This window comes from Streptomyces sp. NPDC001750 (assembly GCF_042892615.1).
Taxonomy (GTDB): domain Bacteria; phylum Actinomycetota; class Actinomycetes; order Streptomycetales; family Streptomycetaceae; genus Streptomyces.
On record NZ_JBIAUE010000026.1, the window covers coordinates 51,465 to 77,165 of the forward strand.

The 25,701-nt window shown below is 70.7% G+C and carries 29 protein-coding genes and 4 pseudogenes; 5 read left to right on the forward strand and 28 right to left on the reverse strand.

What is annotated here, in order from left to right:
- The first annotated feature begins 48 nt into the window (after positions 1-48).
- Positions 49-453 carry a hypothetical protein gene (locus ACFYY6_RS30675; RefSeq protein ID WP_389196673.1) on the forward strand — a complete coding sequence of 135 codons (405 nt, stop codon included), beginning with the start codon at positions 49-51 and terminating at the stop codon, positions 451-453.
- A gap of 145 nt (positions 454-598) precedes the next feature.
- Positions 599-1,312: a hypothetical protein gene (locus ACFYY6_RS30680; protein WP_389196675.1), complete on the forward strand. Its 714-nt coding sequence runs from the start codon at positions 599-601 to the stop codon at positions 1,310-1,312.
- Between the two features lie 87 nt (positions 1,313-1,399).
- Here the strand turns inward: ACFYY6_RS30680 and ACFYY6_RS30685 are convergent, their stop codons facing one another.
- The 5 genes from ACFYY6_RS30685 to ACFYY6_RS30705 form a co-directional block, all read right to left on the reverse strand.
- Positions 1,400-1,630, reverse strand: a complete 231-nt coding sequence (locus ACFYY6_RS30685) for a hypothetical protein (RefSeq protein ID WP_389196677.1) — start codon at positions 1,628-1,630, stop codon at positions 1,400-1,402.
- A gap of 305 nt (positions 1,631-1,935) precedes the next feature.
- A complete protein-coding gene (locus tag ACFYY6_RS30690) occupies positions 1,936-2,265 on the reverse strand; it encodes an esterase (RefSeq protein WP_389196679.1) in 330 nt (109 codons plus the stop codon).
- Between the two features lie 73 nt (positions 2,266-2,338).
- Positions 2,339-2,551 (reverse strand): hypothetical protein, encoded by a 213-nt coding sequence (locus ACFYY6_RS30695; protein WP_389196681.1) that lies wholly within the window; start codon positions 2,549-2,551, stop codon positions 2,339-2,341.
- Positions 2,552-2,926: 375 nt separating this feature from the next.
- Positions 2,927-3,091 (reverse strand): hypothetical protein, encoded by a 165-nt coding sequence (locus tag ACFYY6_RS30700; RefSeq protein ID WP_389196683.1) that lies wholly within the window; start codon positions 3,089-3,091, stop codon positions 2,927-2,929.
- A gap of 119 nt (positions 3,092-3,210) precedes the next feature.
- On the reverse strand, positions 3,211-3,558 hold the full coding sequence (locus ACFYY6_RS30705) for a DUF317 domain-containing protein (protein ID WP_389196685.1): 348 nt from the start codon (positions 3,556-3,558) through the stop codon (positions 3,211-3,213).
- 223 nt (positions 3,559-3,781) lie between these two features.
- Between ACFYY6_RS30705 and ACFYY6_RS30710 the strand changes: the two genes are divergently transcribed.
- A complete protein-coding gene (locus ACFYY6_RS30710; protein WP_389196687.1) occupies positions 3,782-4,048 on the forward strand; it encodes a hypothetical protein in 267 nt (88 codons plus the stop codon).
- Here the strand turns inward: ACFYY6_RS30710 and ACFYY6_RS30715 are convergent.
- From ACFYY6_RS30715 to ACFYY6_RS30785, 15 genes and pseudogenes are all read right to left on the reverse strand, one after another.
- Positions 4,027-4,539: a hypothetical protein gene (locus ACFYY6_RS30715; RefSeq protein WP_389196689.1), complete on the reverse strand. Its 513-nt coding sequence runs from the start codon at positions 4,537-4,539 to the stop codon at positions 4,027-4,029. The two genes, ACFYY6_RS30710 and ACFYY6_RS30715, sit on opposite strands and share 22 nt — an antisense overlap.
- A 59-nt stretch (positions 4,540-4,598) precedes the next feature.
- Positions 4,599-5,537 carry a DUF317 domain-containing protein gene (locus tag ACFYY6_RS30720; protein ID WP_389196691.1) on the reverse strand — a complete coding sequence of 313 codons (939 nt, stop codon included), beginning with the start codon at positions 5,535-5,537 and terminating at the stop codon, positions 4,599-4,601.
- A 691-nt stretch (positions 5,538-6,228) separates the two neighbouring features.
- Positions 6,229-6,372, reverse strand: a pseudogene (locus ACFYY6_RS30725) (hypothetical protein); the annotation flags it as partial.
- 141 nt (positions 6,373-6,513) lie between these two features.
- Positions 6,514-7,182 carry a hypothetical protein gene (locus ACFYY6_RS30730; RefSeq protein WP_389196693.1) on the reverse strand — a complete coding sequence of 223 codons (669 nt, stop codon included), beginning with the start codon at positions 7,180-7,182 and terminating at the stop codon, positions 6,514-6,516.
- On the reverse strand, positions 7,179-7,652 hold the full coding sequence (locus ACFYY6_RS30735; protein WP_389196695.1) for a hypothetical protein: 474 nt from the start codon (positions 7,650-7,652) through the stop codon (positions 7,179-7,181). Before ACFYY6_RS30735 ends, ACFYY6_RS30730 begins: the two co-directional genes overlap by 4 nt.
- Entirely contained in the window at positions 7,649-8,440 is a 792-nt protein-coding gene (locus tag ACFYY6_RS30740; protein ID WP_389196697.1) for a glycosyl hydrolase, read from the reverse strand. Before ACFYY6_RS30740 ends, ACFYY6_RS30735 begins: the two co-directional genes overlap by 4 nt.
- A gap of 4 nt (positions 8,441-8,444) precedes the next feature.
- Positions 8,445-9,047 (reverse strand): DUF4913 domain-containing protein, encoded by a 603-nt coding sequence (locus tag ACFYY6_RS30745; RefSeq protein ID WP_389196699.1) that lies wholly within the window; start codon positions 9,045-9,047, stop codon positions 8,445-8,447.
- 93 nt (positions 9,048-9,140) lie between these two features.
- The gene (locus tag ACFYY6_RS30750) at positions 9,141-9,449 is read right to left on the reverse strand and encodes a hypothetical protein (RefSeq protein WP_389196701.1); all 309 of its coding nucleotides are present in this window, start codon (positions 9,447-9,449) and stop codon (positions 9,141-9,143) included.
- Between the two features lie 330 nt (positions 9,450-9,779).
- Positions 9,780-10,043, reverse strand: a pseudogene (locus ACFYY6_RS30755) (DNA cytosine methyltransferase); the annotation flags it as partial.
- Positions 10,044-10,158: 115 nt separating this feature from the next.
- A pseudogene (locus tag ACFYY6_RS30760) lies at positions 10,159-10,341 on the reverse strand (DNA cytosine methyltransferase); the annotation flags it as partial.
- A 1-nt stretch (position 10,342) separates the two neighbouring features.
- Positions 10,343-10,921: a hypothetical protein gene (locus ACFYY6_RS30765; protein WP_389196703.1), complete on the reverse strand. Its 579-nt coding sequence runs from the start codon at positions 10,919-10,921 to the stop codon at positions 10,343-10,345.
- A 39-nt stretch (positions 10,922-10,960) separates the two neighbouring features.
- Positions 10,961-12,133, reverse strand: coding sequence for a DnaB-like helicase N-terminal domain-containing protein (locus ACFYY6_RS30770; RefSeq protein ID WP_389196705.1), 1,173 nt, complete (start codon positions 12,131-12,133; stop codon positions 10,961-10,963).
- Positions 12,130-12,360: a hypothetical protein gene (locus ACFYY6_RS30775; RefSeq protein ID WP_389196707.1), complete on the reverse strand. Its 231-nt coding sequence runs from the start codon at positions 12,358-12,360 to the stop codon at positions 12,130-12,132. The genes ACFYY6_RS30770 and ACFYY6_RS30775 overlap by 4 nt, the downstream gene beginning before the upstream one ends.
- A pseudogene (locus ACFYY6_RS30780) lies at positions 12,357-14,145 on the reverse strand (type IV secretory system conjugative DNA transfer family protein). Before ACFYY6_RS30780 ends, ACFYY6_RS30775 begins: the two are co-directional and overlap by 4 nt.
- A gap of 262 nt (positions 14,146-14,407) precedes the next feature.
- Positions 14,408-15,682 carry a hypothetical protein gene (locus tag ACFYY6_RS30785; RefSeq protein ID WP_389196709.1) on the reverse strand — a complete coding sequence of 425 codons (1,275 nt, stop codon included), beginning with the start codon at positions 15,680-15,682 and terminating at the stop codon, positions 14,408-14,410.
- A gap of 296 nt (positions 15,683-15,978) precedes the next feature.
- Between ACFYY6_RS30785 and ACFYY6_RS30790 the strand changes: the two genes are divergently transcribed.
- Entirely contained in the window at positions 15,979-17,211 is a 1,233-nt protein-coding gene (locus tag ACFYY6_RS30790; RefSeq protein WP_389196745.1) for an IS4 family transposase, read from the forward strand.
- A gap of 471 nt (positions 17,212-17,682) precedes the next feature.
- Complete coding sequence (locus ACFYY6_RS30795) at positions 17,683-17,934, forward strand: hypothetical protein (protein ID WP_389196711.1); 252 nt, start codon at positions 17,683-17,685, stop codon at positions 17,932-17,934.
- Here the strand turns inward: ACFYY6_RS30795 and ACFYY6_RS30800 are convergent.
- The 8 genes from ACFYY6_RS30800 to ACFYY6_RS30835 all read right to left on the reverse strand — a co-directional run bounded on the left by ACFYY6_RS30800 (position 17,926) and on the right by ACFYY6_RS30835 (position 25,622).
- Positions 17,926-19,290 carry a hypothetical protein gene (locus tag ACFYY6_RS30800; RefSeq protein WP_389196713.1) on the reverse strand — a complete coding sequence of 455 codons (1,365 nt, stop codon included), beginning with the start codon at positions 19,288-19,290 and terminating at the stop codon, positions 17,926-17,928. The genes ACFYY6_RS30795 and ACFYY6_RS30800 overlap by 9 nt on opposite strands.
- Entirely contained in the window at positions 19,283-19,474 is a 192-nt protein-coding gene (locus tag ACFYY6_RS30805; RefSeq protein WP_383712873.1) for a hypothetical protein, read from the reverse strand. Before ACFYY6_RS30805 ends, ACFYY6_RS30800 begins: the two co-directional genes overlap by 8 nt.
- Positions 19,475-19,579: 105 nt before the next feature.
- Complete coding sequence (locus ACFYY6_RS30810) at positions 19,580-21,085, reverse strand: ATP-binding protein (RefSeq protein ID WP_389196715.1); 1,506 nt, start codon at positions 21,083-21,085, stop codon at positions 19,580-19,582.
- Positions 21,086-21,112: 27 nt separating this feature from the next.
- Positions 21,113-21,565 carry a DUF6238 family protein gene (locus ACFYY6_RS30815; RefSeq protein ID WP_389196717.1) on the reverse strand — a complete coding sequence of 151 codons (453 nt, stop codon included), beginning with the start codon at positions 21,563-21,565 and terminating at the stop codon, positions 21,113-21,115.
- A gap of 34 nt (positions 21,566-21,599) precedes the next feature.
- A complete protein-coding gene (locus tag ACFYY6_RS30820) occupies positions 21,600-23,066 on the reverse strand; it encodes an SCO6880 family protein (protein WP_389196719.1) in 1,467 nt (488 codons plus the stop codon).
- Positions 23,067-23,199: 133 nt separating this feature from the next.
- Positions 23,200-24,597 carry an ATP-binding protein gene (locus tag ACFYY6_RS30825; protein WP_389196721.1) on the reverse strand — a complete coding sequence of 466 codons (1,398 nt, stop codon included), beginning with the start codon at positions 24,595-24,597 and terminating at the stop codon, positions 23,200-23,202.
- Between the two features lie 27 nt (positions 24,598-24,624).
- Positions 24,625-25,314: a hypothetical protein gene (locus ACFYY6_RS30830; RefSeq protein ID WP_389196723.1), complete on the reverse strand. Its 690-nt coding sequence runs from the start codon at positions 25,312-25,314 to the stop codon at positions 24,625-24,627.
- A complete protein-coding gene (locus tag ACFYY6_RS30835; RefSeq protein WP_030195549.1) occupies positions 25,314-25,622 on the reverse strand; it encodes a DUF6112 family protein in 309 nt (102 codons plus the stop codon). The genes ACFYY6_RS30830 and ACFYY6_RS30835 overlap by 1 nt, the downstream gene beginning before the upstream one ends.
- Positions 25,623-25,701 lie beyond the last annotated feature (79 nt).

Consider the following 25,701-nt stretch of genomic DNA (forward strand, 5'->3'; position numbering starts at 1 on the left):
GGTTCCACCAGCTATTACGGATGAAAACAGGAAGCCCTCGACCGGGAGATGACGCTCGTGCTCAGAACCACCGACCGCACCACGGAGCCGGCACCCGCGCTGCCCGTCCTTCCCACCGGCACCGACCCCCTGCTGCAACTCCGGTACGAGACGCAGCCTGCCGACGGTCCCGGCGCGACACGCTGCGTCAGCCACCCACACGAACTCGCCCTCGGCGGCATCCCCGTGATGTGCTCGGCCTGCCGAGCCCGACGCGACTGGCTGCTCATCAGCCACGGCCGCAACGTCTGGATCAGCTGCCGGTGCAGCAACCAGTGGATCGAACCCGAGATCAGCCGCGCCGACTTCGACGCCCTGATCGCTGGCCCGTACGGCACGACCTACCCCACCGTCGAGCAGGGCCTCATCGCGCTCGGCTTCGACGGTGCTTTCGCCGGCATCTACCTGGGGTAGACGAGCGGGGTACAGAAAGCCGAGGCCGGGCACCTCGCCGAAGAGGGGCATCAGCGTCTTCGTCGGCCAAGCGCCCGAATCGGTAGGGTCCGGCCATGCATGAGATAGGCAAGCGGAAGGGTGGGCGCTTGGCACCGGGTTCGTCGTGGGTGCCTTGCTTGTCCTGGCGTGGTCTGGGTGGCTGGACAACGACCGGGCGGCGACGATCGCTGCGGTTGCTGCGGCGGTGGCGGCGTTCGGGTCGTGGGAGGCAACGCACAGGTCGAGCACGACGGCGGAGAAGTCCCGTGAGACTGCCGAGAGGTCGTACGAGGCGGCGGTGGCCGCGCAGGCGACGGCCGAGTCGATGGCAGCTGTTGAGCGGGAGCGGCGCCATGAGGAGCTGCTCCCTGAGCTGGAGGTAGAGATCCGCAGGCCCAGCGCGGGTACCGACAGAGCGTCGCTGTTCGTCGTCTTGAGAGGGCCCAGTGGTCTGCCGGGTCTGGACGACATCACGGTGGACATCCGTGACGACGGACTACTACGGACAGCATCGCCTGGGCGTCCGCCCACGGCGCAGGACATCGCGAAGCAGATCTGGGGCCCGCTGCACTTCATCCCGGGCATCGATGGCGTCGCCGACCCGGGGCGGACTGCGTGGAGCAATGGCCCGCTGGAGCCGGGCGACGCCATGCGGCGGGACATGCGCGATACCCAGCCGCCCTTCTGGATGGACTACCCCCAAGCGGCCCAGCACTGGTGCCAGGACTACGAAGGCAAAGCCGTCCGACTTCGGATCAAGTGCACGCGGAGCGGCTACGAGCCCTGGTACCTGTTCAAGGACGTCATCATCACCCCAGCCCCCGAGGCTGCCGGGTAGTAAGACGGCGCCTCCACACGGGACTCCAGGGGTGAAACCATCCTGCGGGTGTTCGACGCCACCTGATGCGCGAGCCGGGCAGCGCCGCTAGAACAGCGCCGGGTGCTCGTCCTCGGCGCTCTGCTCGGGAAGCTGGAGCTGGTGGATGTCCGCCAGCTCCACGGCCCGGAGCGAGGCGCTGCACGACACGAGGACGCCCTGGAAATCGCGGTGCATCCCGGGGTGGTCGTGCCGGGCGATCTTCCACAGGCCGACGCCGGCGGGGATCGCGGCGACATCCCGGCCGCAGTCGTGGCAGTTGACGCGGGGCATCTTCATGGCGCCCATGGTGCCGGACGGGGGTGACAGCCGGGGCGCAGTGGGGGAGAAGGCCGCCTGGTTGGTCGTCCGTCACCAGCGGCCGGCAGACGCCTTGAGAGTCAGTGCAGGTAGTAGCAATCGCCGACGGCGAGAGGTCCGGGACAGTCGAGCGACTCCTTTTCGCACGGGGTATCCCCAGTGCGGCTGGTCGTCGGCCAAGGTGTCCTCCTCCTCGGGGGTGAGAGCGTACGCACATGCGGCCGGGCGTACGTCAAAGCCGCCCCTGCCTGATCGGCGAGGGGCGGCCGTCTGAGGTTCTCGGTTCAGACCTCGGCGAGGCGGTTCGAGAGGTCGAGGGCGTCAGTCGCGAACGCGAGGGCGGCACACAGGCCGGTCACTTCGTGGAGGGTCGGGCGGACCAGGCGCGGCCAGTCGTCTGGGGCGGCGGGCCAGGAGGCGAGGTGTACCTCGGTGGTGGCCAGGCCCAGGTGGGCGGTGACGTTCCAGCCGGAGCGAGAGGCGTGCTCCCAGTGGAGGCGAATGCGACCGAGGGGGAGCTTCGGGGTTCTGGCGGCGAGCCACGTGACGTCGAGTGGGCCGTCGTGCCGGGTGGAGACGCGTTGGACCAGCGCGCCGCGTACGCCGTCCGGCATGGGATGTACGGCGAGGCGGTGCAGCGGAAGGGTGTGCGACGAGATAGAAGCCTCCGGAGAGAAGTGGAAAGGGTCAGGACCAGGTGAGGGCGTCGCGTACCGACGTGGGGAGGTAGTCCTCCTGGCCGTCGTCGGGGATGAACGCCTTGCCGTCCTGGACGACGACCTCGGTCCCCACGTAGTGAGTGAAGGGGAAGTCGGGGTTGACGGCGAGGCGGATCGGCAGGGTGGGATCAAGGGCCTGGAGCTGGCGGAGTAGATGGCCGACAGTCATGTACTGGGGCAAGGAAGCCTCCGAGAGCGGTACGGGTGGGCGGGTCGGAGCATCAGGAAACGTCGAGACGGAGCAGGTCCCGGAGGACCTTCGGCCTCGGGATGTGGCTGGCGAGGTGCCGTTTGCGGCACTCGTTTGCGGCACTCGTTGACGTAGCCCTTGCCGCGTTGCTTCATCTCCCAGTTGCCGCACGAGCAGACGGCCTGGGTGTACGAGCGCCCCGAACAGTCGGCGTGAAGCGGCTTGCCGGAGCTGGTGTGTGGTCCGCCGGGCAGAGGGTGCCGTCGGCGTGGTGGTTGGTGAGCGGGGCGTGGAAAGGCACGGCGAGTTCCTCGTGTTGGGGAGGAGCCTTCGAACGGCCGCGGTGGCGAACGTCAGAGGGCTCGGTCATTCGGAGTGGTCGCGCTGCCACTGGCGTCGTTCGGCTCGGCGGGCGGCCCGCCGGCGAAGAGGCTTGGCGTGGCGGCTGTACTGACCGGGCAGGTAGTAGCAGGTGCAGCGACGGGCGAAGGCGCACTGACGGCGGTAGCCGGGACGGGTGGCCAGGAGCATGCGTGCGATCGGACCTCCTGCTGGGCCAGCGACCGTGGACGGGCCGGTCGGCCTGCAGGGGGACCCGAGAACAGGTGCCGGTGAGCGGGCCGGGCCGGTGGTGCAGCCCGCTCACCGATTCAGCGCGGGGAGTGCGCGACGAGGGCGGCGACGAACCCGGCTACCGCCTCGGCGGGGGTGTGGGTACCGAACTCCTGGACCCATGCGTCGCCTTCGGTGGGCTGCACCTGGACCCGCCAGACGATGTCGCGTGTCCAGGCGGCGGGGTCCTCAGGGAGCCAGCCGACGTAGACGCGGCCGTCCGGGCTCGTCGCGTGGACGTTGGCCTCCGGGGTGTCGACGACTGTCCAGTCGAGGGCGTGGAGGAGTTCGAGCACTGGGCCCGCGCAGTGGTCCGAGGACAGCCAGTGGCGGTCTTCCACGGAGGGGCCGACGACGGCGGGCTGGAGGGTGGCAGAGGCGTTCACGGTTGGACGATCCCTTCGTTGACCTGCGGTTTTTCCCGACACCCGTACGTTGACATGGGGTGTGCCGAAGTCCGTAGTCGTTTCCCGGGATGCCCGTCTGCCGTGGGCGAACTGATCACGGGCAGACGTCCAGAACGCCGGCGGCACGGGAATGGAACGACGGCCGGGGTCGTCGTAACCGAGTTACGGCAGCGGGCCGTACGGGGTCGAAGAGGGAGCAGAGATGACGGAGTCGGGCAGACATTGGGACGGGGCCGGGCTGGAGCGCAAGATCCGCGCTGCCGGGCGGCCGTGGACCGTGGGTGACATCGCGATGGTCGCCGACGGCCAGTGGGGCGTCGGCGTGCAGTCCGACAGGTGGGCGGACGAGGACACGGTGGTGGAGCACCGGGTCGCGGAAGGACGGCACGTCGAGCTGACGGTGGAGGAGCTGGCCCGCGTGGTGGGCGCCCGCACCGAGGACGCCCATCACGACGAAGACCTTGCCTGACCGTTCAGCGGCGCGGCCTCGGGGCGGGCGCCGGCGACCCGACGACGGCCGCAGGAAGGCTGGTCGGGCACCTGGCCCGGGGCATGCGAAGCGAGCCCCGAGCGGGCGACAGCGGCCCGGGACAGATTCGCCGCCGGGCCCCGGTCCGTCGTCGAAGAGGCTTCGCGTGCCTCGACCACACGCCGGATCGCCTGCACGTACGCACTGCTCTCGGCGAGCGCGACGCGAAGGTCGGCCGCCGAGCTGACGAGCCGGTCCAGCTCGTAGAAGGCCGGCACATACCCGGGCCGGGCCATGGCGTGCAGACGATCCTGGTGAACGGACACCGCGTTGTCGGTGATGGCCAGGGCCGTACGGATGTGCATGGCCGAGCGCAGGAGCGGGTCGTCGCAGGGGCGACGGACCGCGAGGACTTCCAGGACCTCGATGGGCTGACCCCAGGCTTTCTCGATCATGGAAGTGGCCTGGTCGAGCGCGGCGGTGTCGGGCATGGAGGAACTCCTGTTGTCCGGAGGGGCGGAGGGGGCGTCCGGGAAGGTCCGGGCGGGGGTCAGCGGCTGTGCCGGGGAGCCGACGAAGCGGCCGGCGGCCGGGCTGCGGCTGCGGGCGCGAGGGTGCTCGATCGCTTCTGCGCCGAGGACGTGGTGCGGCTCTGGGCCGCCATCACGCGGAGGTCGGCTGCTGTCCGCGGAACGCGCGCGGCACGGCGTACGGCCTCGGTAACGGCGGTGCGGCGTACGTCGAGCGGAGTCGGAGAGCGAGAGACCCGGGGATCGGCAGCCGGGCCGACCGGCGTCAGCGTGACCAGCGGTTCCACCTCGCGGTGGATCATGTGCCGTTCACGGATCACCGGGGCCGAACCGGCCATGACGGCCGCCGTCGCAGCGATCAGATGGGACGGAGTGCGGGCCGTGAACACCGCCTCCGCCCGCGTACCCCAGCCTCGGGGACCAGCCCACAGCATGACGGTTTCGGCGTCCCGTCCGCCGCGAAGGGTATCGATCTCGACACCTGCCAGCCCGTCGGGAGCGGTGATCTCGACGGTTCCGTACTTGGCTGTCCCTCGGCGCCAGCCGGCATCGAGCAGCGGCTGGACGGCATCAGCCCAGTACAACGACGGGTCCGCCAGGAAGCGTCCGTTGTTCTCGTACGGGTCGGATTCGGCGTAGTCGCGGGCCAGGGCGGTGGTGAGGCCGGCAACGATCTCGGCCGGGGTGACGTGGTTGAAGGTTGCCGTCCAGCGGGGCGTGGCGATGGCCTCCTCGGCCGCGGTGATCCTCCACAGCTCGAAGTCGTCGCCGAACCAGCCGACCCTGATGCGCTGGTCGGGAGAGGTGACGAGGAGCTGGCAGGGGCCGTCGTCGAGGTAGTGGTGCGGCCAGTGGGCCACGGGGGCGAAGCCGGCGTTTCCGGTCCCGTTGGAGCCGGCGAGATACATGGGGCTGACCAGCACCTCTTCGTGGCGGGACGGGTCGGGAAGGGCGGACATGGTGGAAGCTCCAGGCGCGTGTGGGAGGAGGGGAACGCGCCCGCGTGCGCAGCGTGGTGAAGGGCTGGAGCGCACGCGGACGCTGTGGCGACGGCGGGGTGCCTCTGGTTCTGGGCGCCACCCGGATCACGTGACCCGTCCCCAGGTCGACTGGGCGGTTACGGCCGTCGGCACCCGCGGTTGAGGCTGGGGAGCATGGCTGAACAGGGCGCTCGGTACGGCAGCGCTCCGGCGCAGGGCTGCTGCGGTCCGGGCGCCGTCCGACCCCAACGGGACGCCAGGGTGGGTCCGCTGGGGCACTGTGACGGAAGCGGGCGGCGACAGGACCCGCTGCGTGGCCAAGGGGAGCGCTCCAGTGCTCGACGGTCGCGTAGACGGGACCGAGCGTCTGGCCGGCATCCGTCAGCACGTAGGGGTCGCCGTGACGTGGCCTCGTGCGGGTGACCAGACCGTCGGCCTGAAGCCAGAGAAGACGCTGCCGGGTGAGGGCGACGTCCAGGCCGATGTCTTCGGCGATGTGGACGAACCGCATCGGGCCGCCCGCGTCGAGGACCTGGATCACGGCGGTGGAGTGCCGCAGCCGCAGACGCTGTACGGCGTCCTCGACGTGTTCGGCTTCGGCCATCCTGTCGGGCGACAAGTAGGCGCGGGACCAGTCAGCCAAGATGCGGTGCACGGGCGCCAGGGACTCGCCGAGCACGCTGAGTCGGTACGGAGCCCCGTAGCGCTCGTCGGTTCGGACGACCAACCCGTCAGTGTGCATGGCGGCCAGCCGCTTGCCGACGAACTGCTCGCTGACGAAGGGGAGCCTGGCGGCGACGTCCCGTACACGCATGGGACCGGCCCTCCTGGGCCGAGGTCATCGCCGCCCAGACGGTCCGCTTCGGCCCCATCAGGGAGAGCGCGTCCTCGATGCGCTGGGCATCGAACGAACCGATGGGAAAGGTGGAGGGCTGTTCGGGCGTATCGCACGGGTTCATTCGGCCGCCTCCATCCGGGCGAGCAGTGAACGGACCAGGGTGGGCAGGCTGCCAGGTCCGTCGCCGAGCCAGACGTGGTCGGTTGCCTCATCGAGGACGTATGCGGCGTCTTCGAGCAGGCCGCTGGAGATCTCCAAGCAGGCGTCGGCGATCCGGGAGGCGGCGAGCAGAGACTCGGAGAGGACCTCGACGTAGTCGTCCGGCGCGAGGCCGGCGGCCTCGGCTGCGGTGCGGATCGCCGCCAACTCCAGCGCGTTGAACGCGAAGTCGAACCCGTCTTCCTCCTCGGTGTCCTCGGTCGCGGCGAAGGCCAGGTCCCGAGGTTTCGTGGGGATGCCCACGCGCGTGCAGATCTGGTCGACGGCGGTGGTCAACTCGGCGAGGGACTCGGTGAGCCAGCCCAGCGCAGAGGCGTAGGAGGCCAAGGCGAACAGACCCGCCGGCGTGGCGGGACGCGGCTCGGAGGCCAAGAGCTCTTCGAGCCGGTTGGTCAGTTCGTCCACCACGCGCGGGCCGGCGGACAGCGCGCCCAGTACGGGGTGCAGGTAGGAGCGGCTGGCGACCGTCGGGTACTCGGCGGCGAGGATGCCGGAGACGCTCTGCGCGGCCTCGGTGAGAAGGCCGGCCAGATCGGGGCGGGTCAGCGGAGCGCGGTGGGTGGTCATTGCTGGGGAACCTTTCGGGGCGCGGGGGCCAGGGCCGGGGCTGCTGGCGGAGTTGCCGGACCTGCCGTCGGCCGGTCGACGGTGAGCGACGACCGAGACTGGGCGGCGCGTACGCGGGCCTCGTCGGCGGAGGCCGTCTCGGCGTCCTGCCGCGGGCGGGTACGCAGGTGGGCCGAGCGGTAGACCGCGTAGTCCTTCCGGCTCCCGGCGGCGACGAGGTAGATCTCGCGCTTGTGGGCTGAGGCCGGTGGAGCGGGGCGGAACTGGATGACCATCCGGTAGGCGACGGAGGGGTCGACGTAGACCTTGTGGAAGCCAGCGAGGCGGCCCTTCAACGGCAGGCAGTCGTCACTTCCGTGGACAAGGTTCTGCAGTTCCAGCAGCACCAAATCGCGGATGCTGTCGGGAAGTTCCCGGAGGTCCGAGATGGCGTCAGGGTGTGCGGCGAAGGCGAAGCGGGCGCGGCTCACAGCAGCTTCCCCTGTACCGGACGCTGGGCCGCTCCCGCCGGGGTCGTGCGGGGGGCGTCCAGGCTGGCCTTCGACGTTGCGGAGGCACCGGCCGACCGGGCGAGGGCGATACGGGCGATGCGGGCCCGGACGACGGCACCGTTGTGATCGCTGTACTCCGGCGGTTCCGGCAGCGGGCCGCTGCGGTCGTCCAGCCAGGCGCGGGCGGCGCCGACGTCGGCGAAGGCGCCCTCGCGCAGCGTGTACGTGCCAGCGTCGTGGTTCCACTCTTCGTGGAAGACACGAACCGGTGCCTGACCGGCACTGGAGTCGCGGGCCAGCGTCCACGTCTCGCACGGATCGGAGTCCGAGGTGTGGTTGTCGAGGACCTCGTACCGGGTGCCCGACTCGCGGATCTGCCGCTCGACCCACACCGTGAGGTCGTCGGCGGGCTTCATTACGCCGTCGCGGATCTTGGCGATCTTCTCGGGCGGACAACCGCGTTCGACCAGCCACGCCTGGGCGAAGGACGCCGTGGCGTGGTAGCTCGTCTCCAAGGTGAAAGTGAACCAGGTGAGATCCCGGGCGACGGCGATCGCTATGACCTGGGGCGCGCCAGGCACTCCCCACGTGGCCGACTGGTCGTGGGCGACGACGAAGCTGTGGGAGCCGTTGGGCGTGGTGTGGTGCTGGGACAGCGCCGTCAGGTCACCGGACCAGAACCTCTCCGCTGCCTCCTCGGACGCGGCATCGGCGGGCGCGAGTTTGCCGAGGCCAAAATCGAAGGCGAAGTCGAGGCCGTCGTTCACGCCGTCATCCCGACTGCTCGGGCGCCGGGGTGGCCAGCACGCGGTGGTTGGGGCGGTTCGCGCTCGTCGTACACGCGGCGAACGGACCGTCGGGGGCGCGCAGGTGCACCAGCGCCTGGTCCAGGTGGTCGCGGTGCCAGGCCGAAGGACCGGACAGGCCGGCCTCCGTATCGGTGAACTGCTGCCACGCGAGCCAGAGTGCGTGCAGCCGGGCGACGGCCTCCGGGTGCTCGTGCCACTGCGCGCACCAGGGGCGAGTCGTGCTGATCTCCCGGCCGTACACCGGCAGGAGGAGGTGGTTCACCCAGTTGCTGAGGGCAGCGAGTTCGACGGCGTACGCCTCGCCGCCCAGGGCGAGGATGAACACCGAGGTGGGGCCGTTGGTCTTCTCGGGGCCGGCCGCCCCGGCTTCCGCAGCGCCGTCCGTCTGCTGATCAGCAGGGGGTACGGGATCGGGCTCGGAGCCGAGGCGGTCGAGGATGACGCCCTGACGCCTGACCTCCGCGATGGTCTTGGCGAGGGCGCTGGCGAGGTCGTCGAGGTTCTCGTCGGAGACCCGGAACGGCTCAGGGCCGGGGGCGGGGGCGGTCGGGCTGGTGTCGGACATGAGAGCGTGCTCCATCTGTGAGACGGCGACATGCCCGAGAGGATGCGGAGAATCCGTGGTTTGGCCCGGCCGGGAAAACCCGCTAGGGAGCCGCTATCCGGCCGCGCAGCGCGGACAGCGCGGGAACGGTGGTGCCAGCAACTGCAGAGCTCGAGTGGCCTGTTGGGGGACGACGCCGTTGCCGAGCGCGGTGAGCTGCGCCGGGCGTCCGAGTCCCGGGGTGGCGGTGACCCAGCTGGCGTCGAGGCCCTGCATCCACTCGACGAAGTCGGCGCGGAGCCGACCGGCCGCGTCCGTGGGCGTCGGCGCGGGGCGGGTGAGCGTCTCCCATCGGGTGATGGCGGCTGCGTACGGTCCCCATCGCCGCTCGACTCCTTGGCTTCTGGGGACGGTTCCGCCCACAGCGGCAGGACCACCACCGACAGGGGAGGGCGCCACCCCTTGCCGGGGCGGCGGCCCGGGGTGCCCGTGTCGCTGGCCCGGGGTGTGGGCAGCAGCGACGCCGCCGCACTGGGCAGGGTCATGTCCCCATTGCCGTGCCGCTGGTTGGGAGATCCCTTGATCCCGTCCGACGCCTTCGGGGTCGGCAGGAGGAGCCACTCGACCTCGTCGGCCAGGTTCGGACCGTGGCCCCCGCTTTTCCTCTTGGCCGGGTGCTGGGAGCCGCCGTTCTTGCCGATGTTGCTGGTCGGCGTCTTGAGCAGGGTCTCCGGCGGGCCAGGCCGTGAGGAAGGTCCGTTCGCGCCGGTGCGGGGCTCCGACGTCAGAGGCGCGAAGCACGAGCCACTTCGCGTCGTACCGGAGGTCGGCCAGGGATCCGAGTACGGCACCGAGTGCCCGCAGAGGAGGCTGACCTGCGGTGTCTCCCAGACACCACGGGCAGGGTTCCACGTCGCCAGGGGAACCGGCGGGGGAGGTGAGGAGGCCGCGCACATTCTCGATCACTACCAAGCAGGGTCGGAGGGCCTCGACCGCACGGGCGACGTGCAGCCACAGCCCCGATCGGGTCTGGGAGTTGAGTCCGGCTCGTCGGCCGGCGACCGAGACGTCTTTGACAGGGGAAGCTGGCCGTCAGGACGCACACGCGGGGGACGGTGGACCAGTCGACAGTCGTGATGTCGCCCAGGTTGGGGACGCCGGGCCAGTGGCGGGCCAGGATGCGCGATGCGTTCGGATCGACCTCCGCGTGCCACGCCAGCGTGCCGCCGAGAGCGGACTGCACCCCCAGGTCGAGGCCGCCGTACCCGGAGCAGAGGGACCCGATCAGCGGAGGGCGGGAGACGATGGCGGGCATGTCACCGGCCCCGTACGGTCCGGGGCGCGACAGCCGACGTCGACGCTGCGGGGGTAGCCGGTACGGCCTCGTACACGGGGGTGGTGGTCCGGGTGAGGGCTGCCCGGAGCCGCGAGGACGGCGGCGAGACCACTGCCGAGGCGGCGTGCAGGGAGTCGGCCGCCTCCCGCAGGGCCATGTCCGCTGTCCCGAGCGCCTCGTCGATCACCCGCCCCGCCGCCTCCCTGGCATCCCGGATGTCGGGCCGGTCGTGCAGGTGCTCGGTCTGTTCCAGGAACGCGAGCCGCTGGGCCACTTCCCCGAGGGCGACTGCCGCCTCACCAGCGGGCCGCACGGCGGCGGAGAAGCTGGACACGGCCAGGGAAGTGTGAGAGCCGTGTTCCCTGTTGACGGTGCGGAAGAGGACCTCGTCGCCCAGCTCGGTGATCAGTTTGCCGAGTTCGGAGATCTGCTGGGCGACGGCGACGCTGCTGGGGAAGCGGTGAGGGTCGCCGGGGACCGGGAGCTTGCCGCGCTGGGCGTCGAAGGCCGAGGCCGTGGCACGTATGGCCAGGGCGTCGGCGAGAGGGTTCGTGGTCACGATGAATTCCTGTACGTGAGGAGGAGGTGGAAAGGGGTGTCAGCTGTGGTTGCGCGAGGGCGGGCGTGCGGCGGTCGGGGTGGGCCCGGGGCCGAGTCGGCCCGGTGGAGACGGAGCGGGGCGCGGCGTACTGCGGGTGAGGGCCGCGCGCACCCGCGCCGCCGGCGGCCCGTTTTGGGAAGTAGTGATGGCTGGCGCCCATGAAGCCGGCCGGCCGTTCGCGGTCTGCCAGCGGGCGCGGACCTCTTCGAGTGGGCCGAGCGCGTGCAGGGCGTGGTTGATGAGCCGCCCGGGGGCCAGGACCTCGTCCTCGGCAAGGGCGCGGACGGTGCGGGCAGAGGCGGCGGCGGTGCGCGTGAGGGAGGAACGCATCACCTGCTTGCCGAGCCACTCGGCGTCACCGGCCCCCATGCCGTCGCAGATGGTGGCGAACCGGTCGCCTGACAGCGTGCCGTCGGCCAGCAGGCCGCGCCGCTGGGCCTCCCAGAGCAAGGTGATCCGGTCGATGGGCTCGCCCCGGTGGTGCAGCGCCCCCAGGCACCGGTAGGGCTGCCTGTGGACCGGGTCGGCGAAATCCCCGGGCCGTAGCCAGTCCACCACCTCGCCCATGGCCCCCGGCCGCTCGACGAGTACGGCCAGAAGGAACTCCTCGTCCTCGGCAGCCCGATCGGGCTGAGCTGGCGGAGGGGCAGACGGGTCGGGGGCCTGCGATGTCGCGGGCGCGACAGGGCGCGGTTCGGTGCCCCACCGCCGTGCGAGATCGGTGAGCACCCCCGTCAGGACGTCCGCGTAATGCAGCGCTCCCTCGACCTCGCCTCGCAGGGAGCCCGTGCGAGCCTCCTGGTGAAGACGGATCGCGTGCTGGGTGACGGTGCGGTGGATCGCCCCCTCCAGCACCATGCGGCTGTACACCGGAGCGTGCGCCGGACGCGGACAGGCCGAGACCAGGAGGTGGGCGTACGAGGCAGTAAGCCCCCTGACATGGAGGCTGGCCTCGTCGACCGCGTCGGTCACCCACGACAGCGGCACCGGTCCCTCGCCCTCCACCGCAGGGTGGCCGTCGTCCCGGAGCTTGCGCAACGCGGCGAACAGCGCCTGGTGGACCGGCCGGTAGAAGTGATCCGGCGCGAGCCACTCCAGGTGCGAGAGCTGGCCCGGGTCGAGCAGCACCGCGCCGAGGACCGCCTGCTCGGCCTTCAGCAGCGGGTTCATCGACGACCTCGTGAGCTGGAAGCGGACGGCTCACTCGGCCGGGCACGCAGATCGGCGACCGCACGGTCGGCAGCGGCCACCGCCTCAGCGAAGTCGTCCAGCACGGTGGCGAAGGAGGGATCGGCGACGGGAACCGCCCCGGCATCGGCGACCAGCCACCACCGGCCCTCGTGTAGGACGACCGGCGACTGCGCCAGCCTCGCGGAACGCGGCGTAAACGCGCTCATGCCGACAGCCTGAAGTCGTCGTGCCCGACGGACTTCGCCAGGGCCCGCTCGGTGATCGCCTTCGTGGCGCGGGCGGAGGCCGGCCCGACCACCTTGGCGGAGGGCTCCTTGTACCAAGGGCGGATGGAGAGCATGGCGATCCTCAGACCAGTGGCCAGCAGCAGCACCTTGCCCTTGGGCAGAGCGCGGATCGCGTCGGGCGGCAGGATCCGCTCGGTGCGCATGCTCACCGAGGTGGACTTGCCGCCCTCGCTCGTCGACACCGAGACGGTCTGGACGTCGTGGTCGCCGACCTGTCGGCTGAGGCGGTCGGCGAAGTCGGCGTCGTCGATGCCCGATCCGACGATCTTGACGGTGGCGGCCGACCAGAGAGCGTCCATGCCAGCCTCGCCCCAGCAGCGCTGGCCCTGCCGATAGCTCTGCAGGATCGTCATCGGGATGACACCCCGGCTGCCCAGGTGGGAGTACAGGTCTGGGAGGTCCGAGATCCGGCAGACGTTCGCGGCCTCGTCGAGGACGCACAGGGCGGGCGGGTCGAGCCGTCCGCCGGAGCGCTCGGCGACGATCACGGCCGCGCGCATCACGGCGTCGGCCGCCGCCGCGATGATCGCGGACGCGCTGCCTCCGCCGTCCTTGCTCAGCAGGTACAGCGTGTCGCGGGAGGTGGCGAAGGCGAGGGGCTTGAACTCGGGGACGCCCTCGCACGGGGTGACCCAGGCGGCGACCTCAGGGTCGAGCAGGCAGCTCGCGTACTGCCTCGCCGTCTCATAGATGCCGTCGCGGGTCTCGGTCGCGCCGGAGACGGTGCCCTGGAGCTGGGCGGCGACCGCGTCGTGGCCGGCGTCGGTGAGCAGGTCGACCGGGGTTCGGTCGGCGGGGGAGGCGAGCCAGGCCAGCACGTCGGTGATCGGCCGCCGGTGGCTCGCGGCGGCCAGGAACAGGGCGCCGAGCGTGTTGGACGCGGCGGTGGACCAGAAGTCGGAGCCGCTCGACTCGTCCACGCTCGCCGCGACGAAGTGCCCGGCCAGCCGCTTCGCCCCGGCCAGGTCGCGGGCGTCGGCCAGGATGTCCCACCACATCTCGCGCGGATAGTGGGCGATCTGCTGCGGGTCGAGCGTCCAGACCGTGCCGACCTCGGCACGGGCGTCCACCGTCGCGGTGAACGCGTCGTTAGCCGCCTTGTTGGAGGTGAGCAGCACCGGACCGGGAGTCGCGAGGATCGCGGGGATCGCCAACCCGGACGTCTTCCCGCTTCGTGGTGCCATGATCGCGACGATCACGTCCTCCCAGGAGGCGCGGACATCGGCCCGACCCGGGTCGAGGGTGCCGAGCAGGATGCCGCGGTCGGCGGGAGCGACCTCTTTTACACTCCCGGCCGCTCAGGGACGGCCGCAGGCTCTTCGCCTTGGCGGTGATCTCCTTGTCCAGCAGCGGTGCCAGGTCGCTCTTGCGGGCGAGACCGGTCTTGGTACCGGAGCGCCAGCGCAGCCACAGCACCAGGCCGGTGGTGAGCAGGGCCAGGGTGAGCAGGCCGGGGACGACGCGGACGCCGACGAGCAGCGCGGTAGTACTCAGGGTCGGCCACAGCACCTCGGGGTGCAGCAGAGCGTCGGTGGCGCGGAGCGGGGCCCACGGGCCGCTGCCGACGAGGGAGTTGGTGAGGTTGCCGGTCAGCCAGGCGAGGGAGCCGAAAGTCATGGCGGCGCCGAGGGCGCCGAACAGGAGATAGAGGAGCGCGTCGGAGCCGGTGGTGGTCGACGGCGCGGTGGTGCGCGGGGAAGGCACGGGCGGTTCCTTGGGGTGCGAGCGGGCGGGGCGGGGCGCGCTCGGCTCTCGTACAGCTCACGGTCCTACTCCTTGCGGATCGAACGGAACGCTTCATCGGGAGCGGGGGGTGTGCCGCGGACGGGGCGGCGCGGTGGACGGCGGGGCGCTGGTGCCGGTGTTGGTCCGACCGACGGGGTTCGGTTGTCGGCAAGGGCATCGACCGCCCGCGTGAGGTAGGCGGGAGCCAGGACGGCGGGCGCGTACGACGAGATCATCAGAGTCACCGCCGCGGACCAGGGGCGTGCGACGGACGCACGGCCACAGCGGAGTCCGTCGCCTCGACGCCGAGGGACGGGGAGACCTTGGCCTTGGCCACGGCTGGCGAAGTGGCCAGAGCGGCGTCCCGGTGATCGGGCAGTTTCGGGGAGCGCGTCCGCGTCTTGGTTTGGGGCTGTTGCGTGTTGCCGACGCGGCGCAGCTCGGCCTGGGAATCGACGAGTTCGGACTGCGCCGAGCTGACGAACTCCGCAGCGAAGCCGAACCGGTCGGCGAGCGCGTACGCCTCGTCGTCGAGGTCGTTGATGTGCTCGCCCGCTGCCTCCAACGCTTCGCGGACACGCTCCAGAGCGCCGTGCTCGGGGTGAAGGAGAGGGTCGACCGCCCGCTGAAGGTCCGCCTCGTTCTCGGCTGATCGGATCCGGTCGGTGATCTGGAAGAGTTCCGCTCCGGCGGCATAGGGCCCGAGGGCAGGTATCGGAGTGCTCATCCGGGCTACGTCCAGGGAGGGCGCGAGGTCGACACCATAGCGGGCGGCGCGGAGCATCTCGGCCGCGTGCGTGGCGATGGCGACCTGGTCGGCGACCGGGGTGGTGGTGGGCAGGCGATGGTGCCGGCCGTGCCAGTCGTCGATCTGCTGGAAGCCGGCGTGCTTGAGGATCATGGCGGAAAGGTCGTCGTTGGCGCCCTTCGCCACGACGCTGCCGCTGAACTCGGAGGAGATGGTGATCAGAGGAGCGGGCACAGAGGTCTCCTGGGCACGGGAAGTCGGATGAGAGACGGTGGGCAGGTGTCCCAGCTCGCCCGCGATCCGGCCGCACTCGGCCTGCAGGTGGAAGGCGTCGCGGTAGCTGTTGTGGAGACTGCCGTCCTCACGGGCGAGGGTGGCCACGATGTGCACCTGCCGGGGCTGGTTGCGCAGGGCGATCCATCGGCAGGCGTCGGGATCGCCGTCCGGGGCGAGCCCGACGGCGGACACCAGGCGGCGGGCGACGGTGGCCCACTGCGAGTCGGTGAGGCCGGGCCGACGCGGGTCGGAGCGGACCGAACAGACCCAGGTCGGCAGGGTGGGGGCGCGGGCCCCGAGACGCGCGACGGGCGCGTCGAGAGCGTGGGCCAAGTAGGGCAGCGAACCCGGCTCGGCAAGCAGCTCGATCGGCGCTCCGTGACCGTCGCCCGCGATCAACCGGGGGCTGGTGTGGTTGCCGCGTTCACCCGGCCCGTACAGGTACGAGAGCAGGCCGGCGGTGTCGCTGGCGCGCTGCAGGTAGGCGATCACGGTGTGTACCTCGTACTGGAATAGCGGAATGGACCCCAGTGCTCGGGTCGACAGAGAAAGAATCCGCAGAATCAGCGATTTGGCCGGGCCGGAGAACGCTGCTAGGGAAACCGTTCTCCTTAGGTGCGGCGGAGCTGGACCAGCCAGGCGTTCCTGGCCGCCGCGACAGATGTCCGGGAGAGCACTCGAAGGGGTGGATTGCGCCGCGCAACAGGCTGGGGATGGTTAACGCATCTGATCAATCGGCCTAGGAGCAATACCGGTGACTTTGAGCCGTGTTGGTCGTTGGATGTGTTGTGCCAAGGCCTGGGCAGGTGAAGTTGTCGGGTGAGCGGTTGTCGGACCGGATCGCTCTGGGGGTGTTGACGCGGGTGTTTCCGCCCGGGGTGGTGGATGAGGTGATCGCGGAGTGCGGGCGCCGGGAACAGCGTTCCCGGCTGCTGCCGGCCCGGGTGGTGGTGTATTTCGTGCTCGCGATGTGCCTGTTCTCCGGGCAGGGCTATGAGGAAGTCGCCCGGCTGCTGACGCAGGGCCTGGAACGGGTGCGGCAGTGGGAGAAGCCATGGCACGTGCCGACGACGGGTGCGATCGGCAGAGCCCGCAGACGGCTGGGGCCGGAGCCGCTGAAGGCACTGTTCGCGCGGGTTTGCCGACCGGTGGCCGCCCCGGACACGGCCGGCGCCTGGTATCGCGGGTGGCGGCTGGTCGCCGTGGACGGCACCGTCTTCGACGTCCCGGACACCGGGGCGAACAGCACGTACTTCGGCCGTCCCGGTTCTGGCCGGGGACAGCAGCGCAGTGCCTACCCGCAGGTGAGGGTCGCTGCGCTGGTGGAGTGCGGGACACACGCGGTGTTCGCCGCGGCAACCGGCCCGCTGTCGGTTCATGAACAGCATTTGATTCCCGGCCTGCTGGGCCGGCTCGGGCCGGGAATGCTGCTGATGGCCGACCGCGGCATCACCGGCTTCGAGCTGTGGAAGGCCGCTTCGGGCACGGGTGCGGACCTGTTGTGGCGCGTCCGCAAGAACATCGTGCTCCCGTTCCTCGAAGCCTTCGAGGACGGCTCCTACCTGTCCGAGATCGTCGCGGCAGGCGACCGCAAGCGCCAAGATCCGGTCCGGGTCCGCGTCATCGAGTACTCCCTCGGCCGTGAGGACGACGGCACGGTATACCGGCTGATCACGACCGTCTGCAACCCGCAGGAGGCCTCTGCTGCCGACCTGGCGGGCCTCTACCATCAGCGCTGGGAGATCGAGAACACCCTGGACGAGATCAAGACCCACCAAGGTGGCCGTCAGCTGGTCCTGAGATCGCAATACCCCGATGGCGTCGAGCAGGAAATCTACGGCTTCCTCCTCGTCCACCACGCACTTCGGGACGTCATGCACCACACCGCTCACCAGGCCGGCCTCGACCCCGACCGGCTGTCCTTCACCCGCACTCTTCGCATCGCCCGCCGCCACGTCACCGACCAGGCGGCACTTTCCCCCCTCACGACTCAGCCGAGCCCTGACCCACACCATCCGTGAGCTGCTGGAACGGCTCCTGCCACCCCGCAGGCAACGCTCCAACCCCCGCGTCACCAAACGCAAGATGGCCAACTGGCACCTCAAACACACCCACCACCGCAACCCGCCCCGACCACCCACCAGGGCAATCACACTCGTCCCACCCACCAAACCAACCAGCAAGCACCAGAAAAACACCTAAATCACCGGTATTGGGGTTAGGGCGAGTCCGCTGGATGGTTTGATCGGCCCAATGCGCCCGAAGCGATGGCCACCATGAGCAGCCGCCGCTAGGCTCTGTGTTGATCTGTCGAGAGCTATATGGAGTACCGGCGACGTGTCCGACTGGGGGACGGTGTTCCAGCCTCGATCAGGAGCAGATCGCGGATGAGTCTCTAATCGTCGCGGAGTCTCAGCAGGCCATCGAAAGCGGTGGTCGAGCTGAGGCTGCCTGCCGACTGGTCGACCACCCTCATGTGAAGGGATCGACTGGTGCGGCTGACATTCCCCGTTCAGGTGCTTCTTGTGATCGTGTCGTTCATGTCGTCACTGCTCATCGCTGTACTGGCGGGTGTTCTGTCCCATGCGGCAGGAGCGCAGGTTGCGGGCGCCGTGCTGTGCGGCGGCGGTGCGTTCATCGCTTGGATGACCCTGTGCATCACGGTATTGACCGCGCTCGGACTGTTGGGCAATCCCCGAGGGAACGTGCATGCAGACAACCCCGGCTATGGGCCCTCAGCGTGAGCGTGGCGGCCTGGTGGAGTTGAAGCAGCGGATGGCCAGTGGGCCGGCGTTCGCCTCGATCGCCGCAGTGATCTGGCGAGCGGTATGTGGTGACCGGGCACGGGCGGCCTCGGCCCGTACCGACCGGATCCGTTCCTCACAGAGCGGTCGAGGCGGTGGCGTGGGCAGGGCCTTTTCGACCCGTGCCATGTCGACGAGGACGCCGGCGTTGTCCATCCAGGTCAGGGCGTAGTGCCAGCCTTCGGCGTTGCGCATGGCTACGGCGTCCGTGAAGACGGCCTTGGAGCGAGGGTGGTCGGGCAGCAGCGCTTCGGCGACCACCCGGAATTCCGCTTGTACGCGCGCGCCGCCCACCAGCGCTTCGCGTAGGTTCCGAAGCCGGTACGTCCAGTGCCCGGCTGCATGCTCGGCGGGGTCGAGGCGCGGAAGGCTCTGTTCGGCGTGCGCGACCAGGGCGGGACCGTGCTGGAGAAAGGGAGCGAACTGCGTCCACATATCCGCGTCCCGGACCTGTTGGCGCAGGCCGTACCGCTCGTCGAGCGGCCAGTGATCGGCGTCGCACAGGCTGTCCGAGACCGCGTCCCATTCGGCCAGAACGCGCTGGCCGGCAGCCACCGACTTGGCGACCTGACTGAGTTGTGACTCACGGACGGCCTGCTGGTACCGGGGCAGCAGGCGGGTTGTCACTCGGGAGGCCGCTCGCACCGGGTCGTTGCTCACGACGATGCCGTTGCGTGTCTTGGTGGTCGTGGCGGATCCAGTGCCTCGTGGCTCGAACGCGGCGACAAGGAACTCGTCCTTGCGCAGCGGACGGTCGGTGACCAGCAGCTCGATGCCCGAGTCACTGGTGAGCACCGCACTTCGACGCGTGGTGAATTTGGCGAGGGCCCAACTCACGTGTCCGTAATCCCAGACCCGCTCGCTGAGCGGAATCTGGCCTTCGTCCACCCCATGCTCTTGGAGGGCGACAGTCCATGAGCCGGGGAGCCGGGCCGACAACTGCTCGGCGAACTCCGCGAGATCGGCCCGCGTGTCCGGCCGGCGTCGTGAGGGGGCCGACTGGTCCGCGTACTCTGCACCACGGGGCGGCGCCGGGTTCGTCGGTACAGCTTCGTCGAGCGAGGCGTCGTCGATGGCGACGTAGTGGCTGGCCACGGTGTTGTAGAGCTGCTGAAGCGTGGCCCGGACCTCGTTCGGGTGGTTGTCGCCGAGGACATAGGCGAAGTCGGGATGCCCGCTGGTGAAACCGGCATCGAGCAACAGCTGGTGCGCGGAGCCGAAGTCGTCGTGGATGGTGGAGGCGGTGAGTCCGAGCTGCCGGTGCTTGCCCAGCGTGATCCAGGCCAGCTCAGCCACGGCGAGTCCCGCCCTCGTCGTACGCGGCAGGGCGGCGGTCTGTTCCTCGTCGCGCCGCGTCCACAGGATCGGGCGGGCTGCTGACCACAAAGGTGCGGCCGTGTGCGGTGTGGGCGCGGGCGGCGTCGGCGTAGAGCTGGACGAGGCGGCGCAGGCCGCGACGGATCGTGCGCTTCAGATGCATGGTGGGCGTCTTTCTGTACGGAGGGCGTGTTGTGACGAGGAGGAGGGGGAGCCGGGGCGGCGCGGGCCGGCTCCCCCGGGGCTGGCGTGAACGGGAGCGGACGGCTCAGGTATGCATTCGGGCGTCCGTGTCGAACAGTTCGCGCTCGGCCGGGTGCAGGATGTGTTGCGTGATGAAGGAACGGCCGGCGACCTTCCACAGGCCCCGGCCTTTGGTCAGGACGGATACCGCCTGGGTCTCGACGCCGGTCAGGCCGAGTAGCGACGCGGCGGCGGCGAGTTGGTCGGGCTCCTGACGGTAGATGATGCGGGTGGAGCAGTCGGCCAGGAGGCCCTCGGCCAGGACCCGGCCGCGTGAACCGGCATCGCCCGCCGAGAGCAGGTCGCTGAGCCGATGGATGACCATGAGGTTCGCGATGCCGGGACCACGGGAGAGCTTCCACTGACTCTGCATCCGTTCGAGTAGGCCGACGTGCCTCATCAGCCGCCACGCCTCGTCGTAGATCACCCAGCGCCGGCCGCCGGCGGGGTCGGCGAGGGCGGACTCCATCCACGCGCTCGCGCAGGTCATCGCAAGGACCAGGGCGGTGTCGTCTCCGGAGCCGCCGAGGCGGGAGAGGTCGATGGACAGCATCGGCGCGGTCGGATCGAAGGCCACCGTTGAGGGGGCATCGAACATGCCGCTGAGGTCACCGTGCACCAGGCGGCGCAGGGCGTGCGCGAGGTCCTGGGCGGCCGACCCGAGGTGTCCGGCCTGGTGGCCGAGGGCCCGGTCGAGGCGTTCGGGCGAGCCGAGGGCGTGCGCGATCTCTCCGAGCAGCGGCACCGTGCCACGTGCGGCGGCCTCGGCGACGACCAGGTCGAGGGCGAGGTCGAGGGCGGTGTGCTCCATCGGCAGCAGGTCGCGCTTGAGGACGGTGCGCGCCAGGCCGGCCAGGAGCAGCAGGCGGCGCTTTCGGACCTCGGTCGCCCAGTCGTCCTCGCTGATGGAGGCGGGCCGGGCCGGGGCGTCCAGTGGGTTCAGCCGGCCCGGGAGGCCGGGGCCCAGGGCGATGCTGTAGCCGCCGAGGGCCTGTGCGACGCCGGTCCACTCGCCCTTCGGGTCACAGGGGATGTAGATCCGGTAGCCGTGGGCGATCGACCGGGTGGCGATGGACTTCGCCAGCGCGGACTTGCCCATGCCGATGATGCCGGCGAGGACCGCGTTGGGGTTCGTGAAGCCCTCTATCCGGCCGCTGCTGTACAGCGAGAACGGGTCGAAGCAGAAGGCGGCTTCGGCGTGGACGTCGCGGCCGATGAAGATGCCCTCCGCCCCCAGGCCGCCCTCGGCCACGAAGGGGTAGGCCCCCGAAGCGGTGGCGGTGGTCATCCGGTGGGCGGGCAGGCTGAGCTTGCCGCCGCGGGCCGAGGCTGGACCGGGACGACCGGTGGGCGGGTAGGTCGGCCGCAGCTCCGGGTCGAGGGTTTCCTCGGCGTGGTGCTTGGGCGGTGTTCCGGCGAGGCGGGCCTGGCGGCGGGCCTCGGCGAATCCGGCTCGGGCGGCCCTCTGCTGGGCCCGCGGAGCCTTGCGCGGCACGTACAGGGGAGAGGCGCTGGCGCGGGTACGGGGCATGAACGGTTCTCCAGGCAGGTGATGGGGTCAGCGGCGGACGAGGCCGGTGAACGGCGTGTGCAGGTCGGCCGGGGTGGTACGGCGGCGGACGAGGTGTGCGGCGCGTTGGGGGCGCTGGCAGATGGTCAGCTCAGGTGCCCCTTCGGGCAGGCCGGCCTGGCACGCCTCGGGTTCAGGCACCTCGCCGGAGTCCGGCCGGGGCGCCGCGTGGTAGGCGGCGTGGACGTGGTCGGCGGCCTGCCAGATCCGGGTGCGGGCCGTACGAAGCTGGTCGCCCTCGATCGGCACGAGCTGACCGGTACGGGCGGCATGGGCGTCGAGCAGCCCGTGCACCGAGACGAGATGCGCGTGCAGAGCGTCCAGCTCGGCCCGGCTGGTGACGAGCGGGCCGCCGGGGAGGTTGAGCGCGCGGTGGAAGTCGAGCGCGGCGGTGGCGAAGGGCACGAAGTCCTGCGCGGTGCGGCTGGGGGTGCGGGACATGGGAGTGCTCTTTCGAAGGGGGGAAGGGCCGGCGTCAGGCGGAGAGCGCGAGCGGCAGAGCGGCAGCGGTGAATGCTTCGGCCTGCTGCCAGGTCAGCGGCCGGACGTCGAGCTGGGCGCCGACGGCGGCGGTCTCCACGACCGCGCAGGCGGAGCGGAGTTCGTCCTCGGAGTCGGCCGAGACGGTCAGCAGCCCGGTCAGGGCGACATCGGCGTGGCCCGCGATGAGCTGGCGCTCGCGGGATTTGATGTCCTGGTACTCGATCGAGTCCGCCTCGGAGTCGACCTGGCCGCGCCGGGCCCGCTCGGCGGCATCGGCGATCACGCTGGCCTTCTTGCGCTGGACGTCGCGCAGGGCGGCGTCCAGTCCCTTCGGCTCGTAGAAGAGCGACAGCGTGCGCCGGACGCCGCCGGTGAACAGGAGCTGGTGCAGGAAGCCGGCCGACGTTTCGGTCCTCGGCCAGTTTTCCACCCAGTACGTGGCGTGAACGGCCGAGTCGGTCGCGATATGGTCTGCCTTCTCGACGACCACGACGGGTCCGGCGGCTGCGGGCTCGGCCTCGGGACGGCCGGCGGTGGACCACCGGTCCAGCGCCGTGAGGGCCTTGGGGTCGTAGGCGGTGCGCACGACGGCCGCGATCTCGCGGGCGGTGAGCCAGCCGGTGGGGTTGAGCCCGGCAGTCCGCGCGGCCTGGTCGAAGGTGGAGGTCAGCTGCGCCAGGACGCTGAAGGACCCGGTCAGGCCACCGCCGGCCTGGTTGACCAGCCGTCGCGCGGCCTTGGTGTCCAGCGCCACCGCGACGTACGCCTCGTGGGGTGCCGCTGCCGGGCCCGCGCTCTGGATCAGCTCGCTGTAGATCGCGCCGGCCATGGGGGCGTGGGGTCGGCCGTGCTCTTCCCAGTAGCGGCGAAGTGCGTCGCCGGAGTCCGGGACGGTGCGCTCGATGACCTGGATGCGGGCGATCTGCCCGGTGCGGGCCAGCGCGGCCAGTGCGCGTCCCCAGCCGTTGACGTTGGCCTGCTGGGTGCCTGGGTCGAGCAGCGCGTAGGCGCGGGAGGAGACCTTGACCACGGCGGTCAGCGTGCCGCTGTGGGGATCGTGGACCGCACCGTACCTACCGTCGGGGGCGGTGACCACGCGCAGGCTGGCGGCTGTGCCGGGAAGGTGGAGGAGTCCTTCGCGGGTCGGCCGACGGGAGGGCCGGGTGAGCCAGACGAGCTGGCCGCGCATTCGGCGCAGGACGTACCGGGTGACGATCGGAGCCCAGTCCGCGAGGGCGCGGCCACGGTGGCGGACGAAGACGAAGAGGGCGATGACGGCCCACAGCGGGATGAGCTGGAGGGCGCCGACCACGCCGCGGGTGAGGACGACGGCGAGAAGGAGAAGGCCGGTGAGGCCGGCGACGATCAGCTGCGGGGCGGTAAGGCCGAGCAGGATGCCGCGCCTGCTGCGGTGGGGGAACTTCACGGTGGCTGTAGGGGCCTGGTGCTTGCCGGACATGGTGATTCCAGAGGGTGGGATCGGGCGGGGGACGGGGCGCGCGGCGCTCTTCTGGAGGTCATGGGGGGACTCCTCTGCTGGTCGGTCAGCGTGGGGCGGGCCGTGGTGTACGGCCCGCCCCGGGCGTGATGGGTCAGGAACCCGACGGCGGCTGGGTGGGGAACACCCAGTTCGTCGGCGTCGGAGAACCGGTGGCCGACGGTCCGGCAGGGGGCGGCGGCGCAGTCGCGGGGCCGACAGGCGGCAGGGAGGTCATGCTGCCGCCCGGTGCTGATGCGCCGACGAGATAGTCGGAACTGCCGGTGACGCCGTGGACGACCACCTCGGACCCTTCCGCTTCGTCCGCGCTGGGACGCGTGATCAGCGGTGGGATCCCGGGCCGCTGGATCAGGGCCTGGCCCTTGTCGCCGGTCGCGTTCGGGTCCTCGCCGTACCGGAAGCGGGTCTGCTGCTTGGGCGGACCGGCGTCGATACCCTCCTTGCTGAGGTTGCCGCCGGCGGGATTGATGCCGGAGGCGACGCCATCGGCGCCCGCACCGGGGACCTGGTTCGGGCCCTGAGGAGCAGGAGCACCGGTGCCGGCCTGCATCGCCAGGGTGGCCGCGGTCTTCGCCGCCCCGGCGGCGACCGTCATGCCGGCGACGCCGGTGCGGTGCAGGTCGTCGTGGCCGCCGCCGTCGCTGGCCCAGTGGACGAACTTGTACGTCGCGTACGGGCAGAGCAGCACGAGGACCATCACGACGATGCCCGCCATCGCGTCGGACAGGGCCGACATGCCGTCGCTGGCGTCGCTCTTGCCCATGGCGGAGACGCCGATCAGGAAGACCACGGTCATCAGGAGCTTGGAGACGACAAGGGTGGCGGTGGCCTCGATCCAGCCGCGCCGCCACCGCTTGGCCACCTCCCAGCCGCCGCCGGCACCGGCGAACACGGCGAGCGAGACCATGATCAGGACGCCGACCTTGCGGGCGACCATGACGCCCCAGTAGAGGAAGGCGCCGATCGCGCACCCGAGGGCGACCAGGGCTGGGACGCCCCAGCCGAGGCCGTACATCGCCCCCAACTGGTTGACCTTCACCACGCGCCGGATCGCGTCGTCGACGGAGGTGTTGGCCGCTTGGAACAGTCCGTCGGAGAGGACGTCGACCACGGTGATGGCGACGGTGGTGAAGGCGATGGCGGAGAAGCTGAAGAGGACGCCGGTCATGGTGCCGAACGCGGCCTGAGCAAGGGCGCGTTCGTCGCGTCGCCAGGCGGCGGTCATGAGCTGGATGCAGAAGATGCCGACGGTCAGGGCGAGCCCGATGGGCAGCAGGAGTTCGTAGTTGTCCCGGAACCATCCGGCGTTGAGGTCGATGGCAGTCGTCTCGTTGACGGCCTTGGCGGCGAGATCGGCCGCGCTGGCCGCCAGTTCGCCCATCGACTTTGCGATCCACGCGCCGATGCCGTCGGTGACGGTTCCGGCGGGGTTGGTGGCGAAGTCGACGGCGCCGCACACCTTGTCCATCAGCGGGAAGTCGCAGACTCCCATGGCGATACCTCCTTTCCTGAACGGGGATTAGGGCGCGACGGACGGCATGACGCCGACCAGTGCGCAGGGACGGTCGGGCCGGCACTGGACCGCGAGGGTGGTGGCACGGCTCTCCGCGCCGCCGGTGGGTGAGCCCTTCCAGGCGATCGACTGCTTGCCGGAGACCGTGACGGCGTAGACGTACGCCTGGGTGATCGCCCCCGGGTCTTCCTGAAGGGCCCGGGTGAACGCGTTCGGGAAGTGGCCCTCGTACACCTTGGCGGTGGCGAACTGGCCGTTGGCGGCCATCTCCTTCCACAGCACCGCCGAGGGAACGACCTTGTCGACCGAGGCCGGGTCGGCGTACTTCGCCTCCGAGGTCAGCCACCCGTGCAGAGCCTTCCGCAGCGCGGGCTGCGAGTACGCACGGGTGTCGTAGGACCACAGCGCTGCTGCGGCTGCCTTCCCGTACGCGATCGGGTCGTGGGTCTTCGGCGGGACCGGAAGAGTGCGGGGACGGGTGTGCGGCGTGAGCGGCCCGGGTGGCGACGCAGGTGAGGAGGAGACCGTGGGTGAACTCGGTGGTGGAGCAGGAGTTTCGGCGGGGCTCCTGCCGTCGCGGGTGAGGTACGCGGCCAGGCCGGCGAGGGCGACGAGCACCACCAGGACGACGGTGCCGAGCAGCGCCTGGCGGCGCACGCGAGATGCGCCGCCGGGGTGGGTGGAGTGCTGTGCCATCAGTGGACCTGCGTCCCCAGCGTGCTGAAGAAGGCCACCACGCCGTTCGCCGCGCCGAGCAGAAGGGCCGCGCCGGCGCTCACCAGCACGCCCTTCTTGCCGTTGGCCTCCGCCTGGTGACCGCCGGAGTGGTGGCCCCAGGCCCACACGCCCGCGCTGACGGCGAGGGCGCCGACCACGGCGATGAGCCCGAAGAGGTTGATGGACCCCATCACCTGCTTGAGGACGGACAGGCCCGGCAGGCCGCCCTCGTTCGGCTTGATCCCGGGGTCGTAGGCGAGCTGAATGACCTGGTCGGCGAGATACATGGAGAACTCCAGTTCGATTGTGCGCACGCCAAAGCCCGCTGGGGCGAAGCGGCGGTGCGAGGAAAGGGGAGAGGGGGAA

Excerpts from the sequence above, each read along its gene's own strand:
- ACFYY6_RS30810 (WP_389196715.1), bottom strand. The coding sequence starts at position 21,085 with ATGCCCCGTACCCGCGCCAGCGCCTCTCCCCTGTACGTGCCGCGCAAG.
- ACFYY6_RS30730 (WP_389196693.1), bottom strand. The coding sequence starts at position 7,182 with ATGACCACCCACCGCGCTCCGCTGACCCGCCCCGATCTGGCCGGCCTT.
- ACFYY6_RS30700 (WP_389196683.1), bottom strand. The coding sequence starts at position 3,091 with ATGCTCCTGGCCACCCGTCCCGGCTACCGCCGTCAGTGCGCCTTCGCC.
- ACFYY6_RS30715 (WP_389196689.1), bottom strand. The coding sequence starts at position 4,539 with ATGCCCGACACCGCCGCGCTCGACCAGGCCACTTCCATGATCGAGAAA.
- ACFYY6_RS30775 (WP_389196707.1), bottom strand. The coding sequence starts at position 12,360 with ATGAGCGCGTTTACGCCGCGTTCCGCGAGGCTGGCGCAGTCGCCGGTC.
- ACFYY6_RS30710 (WP_389196687.1), top strand. The coding sequence starts at position 3,782 with ATGACGGAGTCGGGCAGACATTGGGACGGGGCCGGGCTGGAGCGCAAG.
- ACFYY6_RS30825 (WP_389196721.1), bottom strand. The coding sequence starts at position 24,597 with ATGGGAGTCTGCGACTTCCCGCTGATGGACAAGGTGTGCGGCGCCGTC.
- ACFYY6_RS30835 (WP_030195549.1), bottom strand. The coding sequence starts at position 25,622 with ATGTATCTCGCCGACCAGGTCATTCAGCTCGCCTACGACCCCGGGATC.
- ACFYY6_RS30690 (WP_389196679.1), bottom strand. The coding sequence starts at position 2,265 with ATGCCGGACGGCGTACGCGGCGCGCTGGTCCAACGCGTCTCCACCCGG.
- ACFYY6_RS30685 (WP_389196677.1), bottom strand. The coding sequence starts at position 1,630 with ATGAAGATGCCCCGCGTCAACTGCCACGACTGCGGCCGGGATGTCGCC.
- ACFYY6_RS30830 (WP_389196723.1), bottom strand. The coding sequence starts at position 25,314 with ATGGCACAGCACTCCACCCACCCCGGCGGCGCATCTCGCGTGCGCCGC.
- ACFYY6_RS30815 (WP_389196717.1), bottom strand. The coding sequence starts at position 21,565 with ATGTCCCGCACCCCCAGCCGCACCGCGCAGGACTTCGTGCCCTTCGCC.
- ACFYY6_RS30770 (WP_389196705.1), bottom strand. The coding sequence starts at position 12,133 with ATGAACCCGCTGCTGAAGGCCGAGCAGGCGGTCCTCGGCGCGGTGCTG.
- ACFYY6_RS30720 (WP_389196691.1), bottom strand. The coding sequence starts at position 5,537 with ATGTCCGCCCTTCCCGACCCGTCCCGCCACGAAGAGGTGCTGGTCAGC.
- ACFYY6_RS30805 (WP_383712873.1), bottom strand. The coding sequence starts at position 19,474 with ATGCATCTGAAGCGCACGATCCGTCGCGGCCTGCGCCGCCTCGTCCAG.
- ACFYY6_RS30820 (WP_389196719.1), bottom strand. The coding sequence starts at position 23,066 with ATGTCCGGCAAGCACCAGGCCCCTACAGCCACCGTGAAGTTCCCCCAC.
- ACFYY6_RS30675 (WP_389196673.1), top strand. The coding sequence starts at position 49 with ATGACGCTCGTGCTCAGAACCACCGACCGCACCACGGAGCCGGCACCC.
- ACFYY6_RS30745 (WP_389196699.1), bottom strand. The coding sequence starts at position 9,047 with ATGTCCGACACCAGCCCGACCGCCCCCGCCCCCGGCCCTGAGCCGTTC.